Origin of the sequence: Streptomyces sp. NPDC059256 (assembly GCF_042753785.1) — a bacterium.
Lineage (GTDB): Bacteria > Actinomycetota > Actinomycetes > Streptomycetales > Streptomycetaceae > Streptomyces.
Genome location: NZ_JBHYZO010000005.1, coordinates 362,789 through 377,304, shown reverse-complemented (window position 1 = coordinate 377,304; position 14,516 = coordinate 362,789). Strand labels below are relative to the sequence as shown.

Here is a 14,516-nt window from a genome sequence, read left to right as displayed (position 1 = left end):
CCTGCCTTGATCGACGGCATCCACTTGCTGTGCGGTGCACCCCCGGCGACGCCGGCCCGGCAGGGAACACGGATATCCCACGGGCCGGCACCAAGGGCCCTCCGAGGCGGAACGCCGGTCTGAAACCCATGCGTACCGATCGTGTCTTCGCGTACGGGGCGGCTGCCGGGCTCCTGGCTGATCTACTGCTCGGCGACCCGCGCCGAGGGCATCCCGTCGCCCTCTTCGGGCGGGCCGCCGGCACCGTCGAGAAGGCCCTGTGGCGTGACCACCGCGGCTGGGGAGCCCTGTACACGACGCTCTGCGTCGGCGGGGCCACCGCGACCGCCGCCCTGGCGTCCCGTGCCACCCGCCGCAGTCCGGTGCTCCGCACCGCGCTGACCGCGACCGCCACCTGGACCGTGGTCGGAGGGACGTCACTGGGCCGGGAGGCCCGTGCCGTCGGTGCCGCGCTCGCGGCCGGTGACATCGAGCGGGCCCGGGCCCGGCTGCCACACCTGTGCGGACGCGACCCCCAGTACCTGGACGAGCAGCAGATCGCCCGGGCGGTCGTCGAGTCCGTCGCCGAGAACACGTCGGACGCGGTCGTGGGGGCCCTGGTGTGGGGCGCGGTCGCGGGCGTGCCCGGACTGGTCGCCTTCCGTGCGGTGAACACCCTGGACGCGATGGTGGGGCACCGGTCGCCCCGGCACCGACGGTTCGGCTGGGCCTCGGCCCGGCTCGACGATGTCGCCGGCTGGCCCGGAGCGAGGCTGACGGCCGCTCTCGCCGCCGTCGCGGGCGAGAGCGCCCCCCGGGCACTCGCGGCCTGGCGGGCCGACGCCCATCGGCATCCCAGCCCCAACGCGGGACCCGTGGAAGCCGCGTTCGCCGGTGCGCTGGGAGTACGACTCGGCGGGACGCTCTCCTACGCCGGACGGATCGAGCACCGACCGGTCCTGCACTCCGCGGGCCGGCAGGTGGAGTTGGCCGACATCGAGCGGGCGGTACGGCTGTCACGACGGGTCGGGGTGTTGGCGCTCGGTGTGGGCGTGATGGCCCGCTCGCTGTTCGCACGGGCAGCGAGACCGCAGCGAGGACGACGAGAGGGCCGGGGGACCTGATGACGAGCCGAGGGCGCGGCGGTGGCCTGCTGATCGCCGGCACCACGTCGGACGCGGGCAAGAGCGTGGTCACGGCGGGCATCTGCCGCTGGCTGGTGCGGCAGGGGGTGAAGGTCGCTCCGTTCAAGGGCCAGAACATGTCCCTGAACTCCTTCGTCACCCGACAGGGCGCGGAGATCGGCCGGGCCCAGGCGATGCAGGCGCAGGCCGCCCGCGTCGAGCCCAGCGCACTGATGAACCCGGTGCTCCTCAAACCCGGCAGCGACCGGTCCAGCCAGGTCGTGCTGATGGGCAGACCGGTCGGTGAGATGAGCGCCCGCGGCTACCACGGCGGCCGACAGCAGACCTTGCTGGCCACCGTCGTGGAGTGCCTGGAGGAGTTGCGGGCCACCCATGACGCCGTGATCTGCGAGGGGGCGGGAAGCCCCGCCGAGATCAACCTACGGCGGACCGACATCGTCAACATGGGTGTCGCCCGGGCGGCCGGGCTGCCGGTGCTGGTCGTGGGCGACATCGACCGCGGTGGGGTGTTCGCCTCCTTCTTCGGGACGACGGCACTGCTCGCGGCCGAGGACCAACGCTTGGTGGCGGGCTACCTCATCAACAAGTTCCGCGGCGACGTCTCCCTGCTGGAGCCGGGCCTCGACATGCTCCACGACCTCACCGGACGGCGGACGTTCGGGGTCCTCCCGTACGCCCACGGGCTCGGGATCGACGAGGAGGACGGTCTGCGGGTGTCCCTGCGCGGTGCCGTACGCGAGTCGGTCACGGCGCCCCCGGTCGGCGAGGACGTGCTGCGGGTCGCGGTGTGTGCGCTGCCGTTGATGTCCAACTTCACGGACGTGGACGCGCTGGCGGCGGAGCCGGGGGTCCTCGTGCGCTTCGTGGACCGGCCCGAGGAGTTGGCGGACGCCGATCTGGTGATCGTCCCGGGCACCCGGGGCACGGTACGGGCCCTGCGCTGGCTCCAGGAACGCGGTCTGGCCGGGGAGTTGGCCAGGCGAGCGGCGGCGGGCCGACCCGTGCTGGGCATCTGCGGGGGCTTCCAACTCCTCGGCGAGCACATCCACGACGAGGTGGAGTCCAAGGCCGGGTCGGTCACCGGGCTGGGACTGCTCCCGGTCCGGGTCCGCTTCGCCGTGGAGAAGACGCTCGCCCGACCGGTCGGAAGTGCGCTCGGGGAGCGGGTGGAGGGGTACGAGATCCATCACGGGGTGGCCGAAGTCCTCGGTGGGGAGCCCTTCTTGGCGGGATGCCGCCTCGGGCAGGTGTGGGGCACCCACTGGCACGGTTCCTTGGAGAGCGACGGCTTTCGCCGACAGTTCCTGCGCGAGGTCGCCCGGGCCGCGGGCCGTCGGTTCGTGCCGGCCCCCGACACATCGTTCGCGGCCCTGCGCGAGGAGCAGTTGGACCGGCTCGGCGATCTCATCGAGGAGCACGCGGACACCGATGCGCTGCTGCGGCTCATCGAAGGGGGTCCGCCCGCGGGGCTTCCCTTCCTGCCGCCGGGAGCACCGCCACTGCCCGGAGTCTCCACAACGGGCGGCCGTCCGAAGGGCCCGGCCGCCACCGAAGGAGCTGGGAGCGACCCGAAGACCGAGGCCGGCACGGGAACCGCAACGGACATCAGGCCGAAGGACCAGACGGACACCCGGACGGACACCCGGACCGAGAGCCGGACGGAAGCCCGAACGGAAACCGTCACCGAACCCGCGTCGACGCAACAGTTGCCGGGGCCATCTCCGCTCCCGCACACCCATTCGCACATCTCACAGGAGGCCGGATGAGCACGCCGTACCCGTTCACCGCCATTGTCGGGCAGGACGACCTTCGGCTCGCCCTGCTGCTGAACGCCGTATCACCGCAGGTGGGCGGTGTGCTCGTCCGCGGTGAGAAGGGCACGGCCAAGAGCACAGCGGTCCGGGCGCTGGCAGCTCTGATACCGGAGGTGTCGATCGTTCCCGGCTGCCGGTTCTCCTGTGATCCGGGCGCACCCGATCCGGCGTGCCCTGACGGGCCGCACGAGCCCGGTGTCCCCGCCGCCCGCCCCGCGCGCATGGTGGAGTTGCCGGTGGGTGCGTCCGAGGACCGGTTGGTCGGCGCCCTGGACATCGAGCGGGCGCTGGCGGACGGTGTCAAGGCGTTCGAGCCGGGGCTGCTCGCTGCCGCGCACCGCGGAATCCTGTACGTCGACGAAGTGAATCTGCTCCACGACCACCTGGTGGACGTGCTGTTGGACGCCGCAGCCATGGGGGCGTCCTACGTGGAGCGGGAGGGCGTGTCCGTACGGCACGCGGCGCGGTTCCTGCTGGTGGGAACGATGAATCCGGAGGAGGGCGAGCTACGGCCGCAACTCCTGGACCGGTTCGGTCTGACGGTGGAGGTGGCCGCGTCCCGCGAGCCCGACCAGCGGGTCGAGGTGGTGCGAAGGCGACTGGCGTACGACGACGACCCCGTCGCGTTCGCCCTGCGGTGGACCGCCGAGGAGGACGCCCTACGGGCGAAGATCGTTGCGGCGCGGGTGCTGCTGCCGACGGTGTCGCTCGGTGATGACGCCCTGCGGCAGATCGCGGCCACCTGCGCGGCGTTCGAGGTGGACGGGATGCGCGCCGACATCGTGATGGCGCGCACCGCAACGGCACTGGCCGCCTGGGCGGGACGTACGGACGTGCTCGCCGAGGACGTACGACAGGCCGCCCTGTTGGCACTCCCCCACCGCCGTCGGCGCAACCCCTTCGATGCGCCGGGGCTCGACGAGGACAAGCTGGACGAGACGCTGGAGGAGTTCGGCGGGTCCGACACCGATCCCGATCCGGACCCCGACTCAGACCCGGACCCGGACACGGACACCGACCCCGGCGGTGGGCCGGGCGGTGGATCGCCCTCCCCTGACTCACCCGACGCTCCCCAAGCGCCCGATGCGCCCGCACCACAGGACTCCCCGGACACTCCGGACACCCCAGCCGCTGAGGACGCCTCCCCCCGGCAGGACTCCCCCGGTACGAGTGGAGCCGGTGAGCAGCGTGCCGTCCAGGCCACGGAACCCTTCCGTACGAAGGCGCTGAGCGTGCCGGGCATCGGCGAGGGGGCGGCCGGCCGGCGCTCACGAGCGCGGGCCGAGCACGGCCGGACCACGGGCTCACGCCGGCCTCGTGGCGCCCTGACCCGGCTGCATCTGGCAGCGACCGTGCAGGCTGCCGCCCCCCATCAGCGGGCCAGGGGGCGCAGCGGCCCCGGGCTGGTGATCCGCCGGGACGATCTGCGGCAGGCGTCGCGTGAAGGGCGCGAGAGCAATCTCGTGCTGTTCGTGGTGGACGCGTCCGGTTCGATGGCGGCCAGACAGCGCATGGGCGCGGTCAAGGGCGCGGTGCTCTCGCTGCTGCTCGACGCCTATCAGCGCCGGGACAAGGTGGGGCTGATCACCTTCCGCGGCCAGGACGCCGAGGTGGCACTGCCGCCGACGTCATCGGTGGACACGGCAGCCGCCCGGCTCGCCCTGCTGCCGACGGGCGGGCGCACTCCGCTGGCCGCCGGGCTCTTCAAGGCCCATGACGTGCTGCGGGTGGAGCGGATGCGGGATCCCTCGCGTCGGCCCCTGTTGGTCGTGGTGACGGACGGGCGGGCGACCGGCAAGGGGCCCGACCCGGTGGGCCTGGCGACCCGCGCCGCACGGCTGCACGCCAGTGAGGGCACGGCTGCGATCGTCGTGGACTGTGAGTCGGGGCCGGTCCGGCTGGGGCTCGCCGTTGCGCTGGCGACCGATCTGGCGGGTACGGCGGTGACGCTGGACGAACTGCGCGCGGACGCCATCGCCGGCCTGGTGAAGGACGCCCGGCAGCCGGGTGAGCAGACCGCCCGGCGCACGGGGGGATCGATCTCGATGGGGAGGGCCGCATAGATGCCGCAAGGACAGCCGTCCGTCGTTCCGGACGACGGACTCACCACCCGCCAGCGCCGCAACCGGCCGTTGGTCTTCGTCCACACGGGCACCGGCAAGGGCAAGTCGACGGCCGCGTTCGGGCTGGCTCTGCGGGCCTGGAACCAGGGGTGGCCGATCGGGGTGTTCCAGTTCGTCAAGTCCGCGAAGTGGAAGGTCGGCGAGGAGAACGCCCTGAAGGTGCTGGGCGCATCCGGCGAGGGCGGTCGGGTGGACTGGCACAAGATGGGCGAGGGCTGGTCCTGGGTGCAGCGCGATGCGCAGGCCACCAACGAGGAGGCGGCCAGGGAGGGCTGGGAGCAGGTCAAACGGGATCTGGCCGCGGAAACGTACCGGTTGTACGTCCTTGACGAGTTCGCCTACCCCCTGCACTGGGGGTGGGTGGACACCGCCGAGGTGATCTCGGTGCTGCGGGATCGGCCAGGTAACCAGCATGTGGTGATCACCGGCCGCAACGCACCGGCCGAACTGCTGGAGTTCGCCGATCTGGTGACCGAGATGACCAAGGTGAAGCACCCGATGGACGCAGGTCAGAAGGGTCAGCGGGGCATCGAGTGGTAGCACGTCTCGTCATCGCCGCCCCAGCGTCGAACAGCGGCAAGACCACCGTGGCGACGGGCCTGATGGCGGCGTTCGCCGCCACGGGTCTGGCCGTCTCCCCGCACAAGGTGGGCCCCGACTACATCGACCCCGGCTATCACGCCCTGGCCACCGGCCGTCCCGGCCGCAACCTCGACGCCTATCTCTGCGGTACGGAGTTGATGGCGCCGTTGTTCGCCCATGGCTCGGCCGGGTGCGATCTGGCGGTGGTCGAGGGGGTGATGGGGCTGTACGACGGGGCGTCGGGGGCGGGGGAACTGGCGTCCACGGCCCAGTTGGCGAAACTGCTGCGGGCGCCGGTGGTGCTGGTGGTCGACGCCTCGTCGCAGTCGCGTTCGGTGGCGGCCCTGGTGCACGGCTTCGTCTCCTTCGATCCTGAGGTGCGGATCGGGGGGATCATCCTCAACAAGGTGGGCACCGACCGGCACGAGGCCCTGCTGCGGGACGCTCTGGAGGAGTCGGGCGTGCCCGTGCTGGGGGTGCTGCGGCGGGGTGAGGCGGTGGCGACCCCGTCCCGGCACCTGGGGTTGGTGCCGGTCGCCGAGCGGCGGACGGAGGCCCTGACGGCGGTTGCCGCCATGGCCGAGCTGGTGCGCCAGGGGTGCGATATGGAGGGGTTGTTGGCGCTTGCGCGCAGTGCGCCGCCGCTGGGGGTCGCGCCCTGGGCACCGCCCGCGCTCGATCCGGCGACCGTGCTCGATCCGGCGGCCGTCGGGCCATCGCCGGTGGTCGCGGTCGCCGGTGGCCCGGCCTTCACCTTCTCGTACGCCGAGCACGTCGAACTGCTGACGGCGGCCGGGGCGCAGGTCGTCCCCTTCGATCCGCTGCGGGACGACCGGTTGCCGGAGGGGACAGCGGGCGTGGTCATCGGGGGTGGCTTCCCCGAGGTGTTCGGTGCCGAGTTGTCCGCCAACGAGACGCTGCGCAAGGACGTGGCGGACTTCGCCGGCTCCGGTGGGCCGGTCGCCGCGGAGTGCGCCGGGTTGCTGTACCTGGCGCGGTCGCTCGACGGACGGCCGATGTGCGGGGTGCTCGACGCGGATGCGCGGATGGGTGAGCGGCTGACCCTCGGGTACCGGGAGGCGGTCGCGGTGACCGACAGTTGTCTGGCGGTGGTGGGGACGCGGCTGCGGGGGCACGAGTTCCATCGGACCGTGATCGAACCGTCGGCGGGCCCGAGCCCCGCGTGGGGGATGCGACTGCCCCGGCCGCGGATGGAGGGGTTCGTCCAGGGCGGGGTCCACGCGAGCTATCTGCACACCCACTGGACGGCCGAGCCGGGGGTGGCCGCGCGATTCGTCGCCCGGTGCACGAGATGACGGGCCGCCGATGGCCCGGGCCCTCGGCTTCGAGGAGGGCGAGCGGCGGTTCGAGGGGCTCACTCGGCGATTCCGGTCACCAGCCAGATGAAGCCCACCCCGGCCGTTGTGCACAGGAGCGTCGGACCGGCCGTGTGGGTGTGGTGGGCCTCCGGCAGGATCTCGGCGGCGGCGAGGTAGAGCAGGGCACCGCCGAAGAAGCCGAGATAGCTGCCGAGGAGTTCCACGGGCAGGGTGAACAGCAGGGTGGAGGCCGCTCCGACGACCGGGGCCAGCGCGTCGGCGAAGAGCATCACCATGGCCTTGGCCCGGGTGTTCCCGTACAGACTGGCGATCGTGTACGTGTTGAAGCCGTCCGCGAAGTCATGGGTGATGACGGCCAGTGCCACGGTGATCCCCATGGCGTCGCCCACCTGGAAGGCGGCGCCGATCGCGATGCCGTCCATCAGGCTGTGGCTGACCATGGCGCCGGCCGCCGTGAGCCCCACCTGTGGAACGCGTTCCTCCGCTGCGCCGTGGGCGATCTGCCGGGCGGCCAGCAGCCGTTCCACCATGTGCGCCACGAGGAAGCCCCCGACGAACAGCAGCAGTGCCTGGGGCACCCCGAAGACTTCCTCGCCCGCGGCGTCCAGCGCTTCGGGCAGCAGATCGAGCCCCACCACACCGAGCATCAGTCCACCGGCCAGGCCCAGCACCAAGTGGCGCCGGTCGGTGACGCGTTGCGCCGTCCAACCGCCGAACAGCGTCATCACAAACGCGCCGAGCGCAACGAACACCGCCATGGGCCTTTGCTAGCGGATCGATCGGGCGCTGTGGGGTTTCTGCTGCGGGACCCGCCGCAATCACCCGTTTGCCGCGGAGGGAGTCCGCTCATGGCCCAGATTGCCGACGCCCATGAGATCTCCTGGACCGCTCGGCCCTGTCGGGTGCGGTGGCGTCCATGACCGGACGCGCGGGCCCGGATGCGCGGGCGGTGGTCGTGGGGGTGGGTGCGTCACGCGGTGTGCCCGAGGCCGAAGTGATTGGACTTGTCGCGACGACGCTACGGACGGCGGGTCTGACGCCGGAGGACGTCGTGGAGGTGGCCACCGTCGCGGCCAAGGCCGATGAGCCGGGCGTCCTCGCCCTGGCCCGGTGGCTGGGAGTACCGCTGGTGCAGCATCCCGCGGATCGGCTGGCCCTCGTCCCCGTGCCGCATCCGTCCACGGCCGTGCTGGGGGCCGTCGGCACCGCATCGGTTGCGGAGGCGGCTGCGCTGGCCGGTGGAGGTGTGCTGCTGGTGCCCAAGACGGTGTCCCGCCCGGAAGGAAGGGCCGCCAGGGCGACCTGTGCGGTGGTACGCAGAGTGTCGACCACCGAGATCGCCGATGGAGGTGCACACGCCCAAGGGTGCAAATCCGGCCTCGGCTCGGTGGCGGCCATGACTTCCGTGGAGCCATGCGGTGAGCCGGATGGCCGCCCGGACGGCTCCCGGCAGAGGAGCGCCGACCATGCGTTGGCCCCAGGGCGGGGAGCAGCGGCGTCGCCGATTCCTCCTGGGTAACAATATTGCTGTTCAGCGCCTTCTTCTTGAGTTGTTCAGCACATGGGCGGACCCTCGTCGAAGGCCGGGACACCCACGCGCCGTTCCGACGCCGAGCCCCCGCGCACCGAGGCGGACCCGGCCGGGATCACCCTGCCCGGGGAGGTCTCCCTGTCCATCCATCACCCCAAGAGACCGAAAAGAACAGGCCATGTCGGCACACTGCACGGAGTGGATGCCGCAATGGTGGACAGGATGACGATCGTGACGGTCGGCAACACAGCCACCCGCTCATCGTGGATCGAGCGGCGACCCCGCACGGCAGACGATGGCCTCCCCCAGACCGCGACGGCGCCGTGCACCAGACACCGGCGAACCGTCTGCGGCCCCCGTGGTGTGCCCGACCACGCCACCGACGACCGCCGGGTGATGCCGTCACCGGACGACACCACCCGGGCCCGACGGTGCAACCGGTTCCGCTGTGTCGACACCTCACCGCCCTCCCCCGCATCCCGCACTCCGGCGACCGACGTCGCCCGCCCCGGCCCGCGCGCACCAGCCTCATTGGTGCGCAGCCGGCCCGCCCCCGGGGGTGCGGTGGCCCTCCCCACCACCGCACCCCCGGAGCCCCGGGCATGCCGCACCCGTTCATGGCGCGGTCGCCCCTGCCATGCGCTCCCTCCTGCCGTACGTCCCTCACCCCAAGGAGGACGTGTGACGTCCCCGCTCCCCATCCCCCGCACCCACGAAAGTCCAGACAGCAGCCATGTACACGCACACTGACCCCCACGACCTGCGCCACCACGGCGACGCCGAAGTACGGGACAACGCTCCGCACATGATCGATCTCGCGGTCAACGTGCGCACCGACACCCCTCCGGAGTGGCTGCGGGAACGCATCGCCGCCTCCCTCGTGACGCTCGCCAGCTATCCGGACGGTCGCTCGGCGCGCGCCGCGGTCGCGGCACGCCATGGACTGCCGGTGGAGCGGGTGTTGCTGACCTCCGGTGCGGCGGAGGCGTTCGTGCTGCTCGCCAGGGCTCTGCGGGTGCGGCATCCCCTGGTCGTCCATCCTCAGTTCACCGAGCCGGAAGCCGCCCTGCGCGACGCAGGCCACACGGTGCACCGGTTGGAGCTCCGCGAGGAGAACGGCTTTAGGCTCGATCCCGGGGCCGTGCCCGAAGCCGCCGACCTGGTGATGGTCGGGAATCCGACCAATCCCACCTCGGTGCTCCACCCCGCCGCGGATCTCGTCGCGATCGCCCGGCCGGGACGAGTGCTGGTGGTGGACGAGGCGTTCATGGACGCGGTGCCGGACGAACGCGAGACCCTGGCGGATCGTACGGACGTACCCGGGCTTGTGGTGCTGCGCAGCCTCACCAAGACCTGGGGGCTCGCAGGTCTGCGCGTCGGCTATGTACTGGCGCCACCGGAGGTGATCGCCGAGTTGGAGCGCGTCCAGCCGCTGTGGCCGGTGTCGACGCCCGCCCTGGTCGCCGCCGAGGTGTGCATGAGCCCGGCGGCGCTGAAGGAGGCAGAGCACGCGGCGGGACTGATCGCCCTGGAGCGGGCCCATCTCCTGGCCGGTCTGGCGGAGTTCGACGAGGTGCGGGTGGTGGACGAGGCGGAGGCGTCGTTCGTCCTCGCCCGGGTCCGACGGGGTGCCGAGGTGCGCGAACGGCTGCGCTCCCTCGGGTTCGCGGTGCGCCGCGGTGACACCTTCCCCGGTCTCGATCCCAACTGGTTGCGGATCGCGGTACGGGACCGGGTGACGACGAACCGCTTCCTCCAAGCGCTTGACCAGGCACTGACGATGGTGGGCGACTGACGTTCCCGTACCGCTGACAGCGCCGGCCCAACGAAAGGGGGTGGGGCCCGCCCGCTGCGGACCCCACCCCCTTCGCCTTGCCCCTACCGGGGCATCAGCACCGTCAGCCGCGGGCCCGGGCCCGCTTGCGGACCATCAGCAGCGCACCCCCACCGAGGCCGAGCAGCGCCACCGAGCCGGCGGCCAGGTACATCGTGGTCGAACTGCCGCCCGTTTCGGCGAGGTTCTCGGTCGGCTCCCCACCGGAGAGCGCCTTGGTCCCCTCGGTGGGCGCCGGCTCCTGCGGGGATGTGGGCTCCTGCTCACCCGGCTCCTGCGGTGTCGCGGTCTCCTGCTGCCGGTGCGGGGCCTTCGGCGCCTCACACTTCGCCTCCACCAGCGTCACGGTTCCGTTGACCTCGGCGACGTTCAGGTTGAGGGGGTTCACCGCAACCTTGAGGGCGAGGGCGGTGGCCGCGGCGGTACGGGAGGTGGTGTGGGTCCTGGACAGATCGAGCGTGACCGTGCCGACGCCCGGCACGGCCACCGCCGTCTGCCCGCCCGCGCTGAGCGTGACCTTCTTGCCGAGCACCTTGACGTGACCGAGCACGTTCGAGGTGGCGGTGGGGCGGGCGCCGACCCGGCAGGTGGCCCGCGAGGTGACCTGCTCGACCTCGATCAGGGAGAGCAGCGGAAGCCCGGGCACGTGCACGCGGGCGCCCACGAGACGGGCGTACCCCTCGGCCTGCTTCTTGCCGACGGTCCCCCGCGAGGTGGCGACGTCCGCGCGCAGCACGGAGAACGGCCTGCCCTGGTCCACTCCGTCGAGCCGGACGGAAAGTGCCGTCTTGTCGGCGCTCGCCGGCGCCTTGACCTCGTTGAGCGTGGTGTTGAGGGGGACCTGCACGGTCTTGTTGTGCAGCGAGACGTCGAGCCCGGCGCGGAGCACGACAGCGCTCGCCCTTCCCTCGCTACCGCCGCCGGTGGCGTGTGCGGGGCCGGCGAGCGCCACCGGTGCCGCGACCATGGCGACGGAGGCGGTGACGGCGGCGCAGCGGCGTGCGGACGTGCGGAAGGCATTGCTGTTCACGGTGGTGGAACCCCCACGAGAGTTACGGCATCGCCGCACGGCCCGCAGGGACATGCGGGCCGTGGCGACGGGGACACCGGAATCTTTACGCACTCAGAGTGAATGGACAGACACCTGGGGTTAGTTCACCCCAAAGGGGGGTTTCCGCGCCCATATTCGATTAGTGACGTACGCATGTTCCTGAGAAGTGGGCGTGTCCCGGGTGCTCCGGTCGTGCGCCGGGGCACAACCGGACACCGGCCGAAAAATGTCTAACGAGCGGCGACCAACCGGAGACACGCTCGGTCAAGGGGCTGCCGCACGGGATGCCGGCGTCGGTCCGACGCCCGCACGGGATGCCGGCGTCGATCCGACGGCAGGGAAAGACCTCAGCCGATCACCTGACCGTTGAGGATCACCCGCTGCGGCGCCGCCAGCACCCTGACGTCCTCCCGTGGATCGGACGCGTACACCACCAGGTCCGCCGGGGCGCCCTCGTCCAACGCGGGCCGCCCGAGCCACTGTCTGGCCCCCCAGGCAGTGGCCGACAACGCCTCCAGCGGTGGAATCCCCGCCTTCACCAACTCGGCGACCTCGGCCGCGACCAGTCCATGGGCGAGCGACCCTCCCGCATCGGTGCCGACGAAGATCGGCACCCCCGCGTCATAGGCGGCGCGGACCGTGTCGTAGCGACGCTCGTGGAGTCTGCGCATATGGGCCGACCAGCGGGGGAACTTGGACTCCCCGCCGTCCGCGAGTGCCGGAAAGGTGGCGATGTTGACGAGGGTCGGGACGATCGCGACCCCGCGCTCCGCGAAGAGCGGAATCGTCTCCTCGGTGAGTCCGGTGGCATGCTCGATGCAGTCGATGCCCGCTTCCACCAGGTCGCGCAGCGAATCCTCGGCGAAGCAGTGGGCGGTGACGCGCGCCCCCAGCCGATGCGCCTCCGCGATCGCGGCCTCCACCTCGGCGCGCGGCCAACAGGCGGTGAGGTCCCCCGCGTCCCGGTCGATCCAGTCGCCGACGAGCTTGACCCAGCCGTCGCCCCGCTGGGCCTCCCGCGCCACGTAAGCGACCAGATCGTCCGGCTCGATCTCATGGGCGTAGTTCCGGATGTAGCGGCGGGTGCGTGCGATGTGCCGGCCCGCTCTGATGATCTTCGGAAGGTCCTCGCGCCCGTCTATCCAGCGGGTGTCGGAGGGTGAACCGGCGTCCCGGATCAGGAGGGCGCCGGCGTCGCGGTCCGCGATGGCCTGCTTCTCGCTGGTGGCGTCGTCCACCGGGCCGTGCCGATCGAGCCCGACATGGCAGTGGGCGTCGACCAGCCCGGGCAGCACCCAACCGGAAACGGTCCGAACATCGTGGGCTGCGAGGGGGCGCTGATGGGTGATGCGCCCCCCGACGACCCACAGTTCATCCCGTACGTCCTCGGGGCCGACCAGCACCCGCCCCTTCACATGCAGCACCGTGTGATCGCTCATGCCAGCACTGTACGAGCCCGGCTCAGGGGGGTGGGTACTCTCGTCTGTGATGCTGAAAGCCGCTGATCACACGCATGACCACAGCGGCTGGAGCAGAAGACGAACCCGATGCGCGACCTAGCTGCGCGGACCCGAAGAGGCACCACCGTGACACATCCGCTCCTGGACCTGCCCCCGCTGACCGCCGCGCACTTCGCGAGCATCGAGCGTCGCGTCGCCGCACTGCTCGACACCGAGCACGATGTGGTGATCACCCAGGGTGAGGCCCTGCTGCCGCTTGAGGGATGCATCCGCAGTGGCGCGCGAGCCGGCTCGACCGCGCTGAACGTGGTGACGGGACCGTACGGGCAGACGTTCGGCAACTGGCTGCGGGACTGCGGTGCCACGGTCGTCGACCTGGAGGTCCCCTTCCACACCGCGGTCACCGCGGAGCAGGTGGAGCGGGCCCTGGCCGCCCATCCGGAGATCGACTTCGTCTCACTGGTGCACGCGGAGGCGGCGACGGGCAACACCAATCCGGTTGCGGAGATCGGCGAGGTCGTACGGCGTCACGGCGCCCTCTTCATGTTGGACGCGGTGGCTTCGGTGGCCGCGGAACCACTGCTGCCCGACGCCTGGGGAGTCGACCTGTGCGTGATCGGTGCGCAGAAGGCCATGGGGGGACCGGCCGGTGTGTCAGCGGTGTCGGTGAGCGCACGGGCCTGGGAGCGGTTCGCGGCCAACCCGGCAGCGCCGCGGCGTTCCTATCTGTCGCTGCTGGACTGGAAGGAGCGTTGGATCGACGGCGGGCGGCGGGCACTGCTGCACGCTCCGGCGCAGTTGGAGATGCTCGCCCTGGAAGCCTGTGTGGAGCGCATCGAGTCGGAGGGCCTGGAGGCGGTGATGGCCCGCCATGCGTCGGCCGCCACTGCGACCCGCGCGGGTGCCACGGCGCTCGGTGGCGGTCTGGAGCCGTACGTGTACGAGGCACGGGACGCCGCTCCGGTGGCGACGACCCTGCGTGTACCGGCGGGCGTGGACGCGTCCGAGCTGGTGGCGCGGGCCCTGGCCGCCGATCCTTCGCTGCCGTTGATCGCGGGTGGCGGGGCGTTGGCCAAGGAGATGGTCCGCGTCAACCACTACGGCGTGGACGCCACTCGGGGTGCGGTGCGTTCCTCGCTCACCGCGCTGGGGTCGGCGCTCGCCCAGTCCGGTGCGGTGGTGGATCTGGAGGCTGCGGGACGCGCGGTGAGCGAGGTGTGGGCCTGACCGCACGGTAGGCAGCGGGCCCGAACACACCATCGGCCCCCGGTCGGCGTCAGCGCCGCATCGGGGGCCGATGTGCTGCTCCGCCGCTGTGGGAGGCACGGTCGTCACAGTGCCCCGGGTGCGTCGGGGAGGGACGTGAGCACCTCGTCGTGACGCCGGCCGGCACCGCAGCACCGACCGGCCCGGGGCGGCCGTCCGTGCGCCACGCATCCGCTTGACTTGTCGTCCGGAAACCCGAAAACGGAAAACGGGGCAGTCACAAGCGACAGGGACACATCAAGAATGCGATCGGCACATTCAATAAAGCCACCCGACATTATGGAACCGATTCACAACAGAGTTTATGGATGGCGGGTTTCCCTATCTCGTCTGCCCCCATAGCTTCACCCTAAACGCATGAGTTTCATCAATATTCACAAGGCCGATATCG

10 protein-coding genes and 1 pseudogene are annotated in these 14,516 nt (G+C 71.5%); 8 read left to right on the top strand and 3 right to left on the bottom strand.

The window, feature by feature from the left end; translation table 11 throughout:
- Positions 1-128: 128 nt before the first annotated feature.
- Genes ACFXJL_RS15570 through ACFXJL_RS15550 form a run of 5 tightly spaced genes read left to right on the top strand, consistent with a single transcriptional unit; the run spans position 129 to position 6,959 of the window.
- On the top strand, positions 129-1,103 hold the full coding sequence (locus ACFXJL_RS15570; RefSeq protein ID WP_384692614.1) for a cobalamin biosynthesis protein: 975 nt from the start codon (positions 129-131) through the stop codon (positions 1,101-1,103).
- Positions 1,103-2,890 carry a cobyric acid synthase gene (locus ACFXJL_RS15565; RefSeq protein WP_384692612.1) on the top strand — a complete coding sequence of 596 codons (1,788 nt, stop codon included), beginning with the start codon at positions 1,103-1,105 and terminating at the stop codon, positions 2,888-2,890. The genes ACFXJL_RS15570 and ACFXJL_RS15565 overlap by 1 nt, the downstream gene beginning before the upstream one ends.
- Positions 2,887-5,001 carry a putative cobaltochelatase gene (locus tag ACFXJL_RS15560; RefSeq protein ID WP_384692609.1) on the top strand — a complete coding sequence of 705 codons (2,115 nt, stop codon included), beginning with the start codon at positions 2,887-2,889 and terminating at the stop codon, positions 4,999-5,001. The genes ACFXJL_RS15565 and ACFXJL_RS15560 overlap by 4 nt, the downstream gene beginning before the upstream one ends.
- Entirely contained in the window at positions 5,002-5,601 is a 600-nt protein-coding gene (gene cobO, locus ACFXJL_RS15555; protein WP_358877616.1) for a cob(I)yrinic acid a,c-diamide adenosyltransferase, read from the top strand.
- A complete protein-coding gene (locus ACFXJL_RS15550) occupies positions 5,595-6,959 on the top strand; it encodes a cobyrinate a,c-diamide synthase (protein ID WP_358877617.1) in 1,365 nt (454 codons plus the stop codon). Before cobO ends, ACFXJL_RS15550 begins: the two co-directional genes overlap by 7 nt.
- 59 nt (positions 6,960-7,018) lie before the next feature.
- Here the strand turns inward: ACFXJL_RS15550 and ACFXJL_RS15545 are convergent, their stop codons facing one another.
- Positions 7,019-7,741, bottom strand: coding sequence for a ZIP family metal transporter (locus ACFXJL_RS15545; protein ID WP_358877618.1), 723 nt, complete (start codon positions 7,739-7,741; stop codon positions 7,019-7,021).
- Between the two features lie 158 nt (positions 7,742-7,899).
- Between ACFXJL_RS15545 and ACFXJL_RS15540 the strand changes: the two genes are divergently transcribed.
- Both ACFXJL_RS15540 and cobC read left to right on the top strand, forming a co-directional pair.
- Positions 7,900-8,502 (top strand): cobalamin biosynthesis protein, encoded by a 603-nt coding sequence (locus ACFXJL_RS15540; RefSeq protein ID WP_384692604.1) that lies wholly within the window; start codon positions 7,900-7,902, stop codon positions 8,500-8,502.
- A gap of 706 nt (positions 8,503-9,208) precedes the next feature.
- A pseudogene (gene cobC / locus ACFXJL_RS15535) lies at positions 9,209-10,309 on the top strand (Rv2231c family pyridoxal phosphate-dependent protein CobC); the annotation flags it as partial.
- A gap of 103 nt (positions 10,310-10,412) precedes the next feature.
- Here the strand turns inward: cobC and ACFXJL_RS15530 are convergent.
- Positions 10,413-11,378, bottom strand: a complete 966-nt coding sequence (locus tag ACFXJL_RS15530; RefSeq protein WP_358877619.1) for an SCO1860 family LAETG-anchored protein — start codon at positions 11,376-11,378, stop codon at positions 10,413-10,415.
- 368 nt (positions 11,379-11,746) lie between these two features.
- Positions 11,747-12,838, bottom strand: a complete 1,092-nt coding sequence (locus tag ACFXJL_RS15525; protein ID WP_384692601.1) for an amidohydrolase family protein — start codon at positions 12,836-12,838, stop codon at positions 11,747-11,749.
- Between the two features lie 147 nt (positions 12,839-12,985).
- Here ACFXJL_RS15525 and ACFXJL_RS15520 point away from each other — a divergent pair, with 147 nt between their 5' ends.
- Positions 12,986-14,086 carry a pyridoxal-phosphate-dependent aminotransferase family protein gene (locus ACFXJL_RS15520; protein WP_384692598.1) on the top strand — a complete coding sequence of 367 codons (1,101 nt, stop codon included), beginning with the start codon at positions 12,986-12,988 and terminating at the stop codon, positions 14,084-14,086.
- Positions 14,087-14,516 lie beyond the last annotated feature (430 nt).

Coding starts and splice junctions, on each gene's coding strand:
- ACFXJL_RS15540 (WP_384692604.1), top strand. CDS start 7,900: ATGACCGGACGCGCGGGCCCGGATGCGCGGGCGGTGGTCGTGGGGGTG.
- ACFXJL_RS15560 (WP_384692609.1), top strand. CDS start 2,887: ATGAGCACGCCGTACCCGTTCACCGCCATTGTCGGGCAGGACGACCTT.
- cobO (WP_358877616.1), top strand. CDS start 5,002: ATGCCGCAAGGACAGCCGTCCGTCGTTCCGGACGACGGACTCACCACC.
- ACFXJL_RS15545 (WP_358877618.1), bottom strand. CDS start 7,741: ATGGCGGTGTTCGTTGCGCTCGGCGCGTTTGTGATGACGCTGTTCGGC.
- ACFXJL_RS15525 (WP_384692601.1), bottom strand. CDS start 12,838: ATGAGCGATCACACGGTGCTGCATGTGAAGGGGCGGGTGCTGGTCGGC.
- ACFXJL_RS15565 (WP_384692612.1), top strand. CDS start 1,103: ATGACGAGCCGAGGGCGCGGCGGTGGCCTGCTGATCGCCGGCACCACG.
- ACFXJL_RS15570 (WP_384692614.1), top strand. CDS start 129: ATGCGTACCGATCGTGTCTTCGCGTACGGGGCGGCTGCCGGGCTCCTG.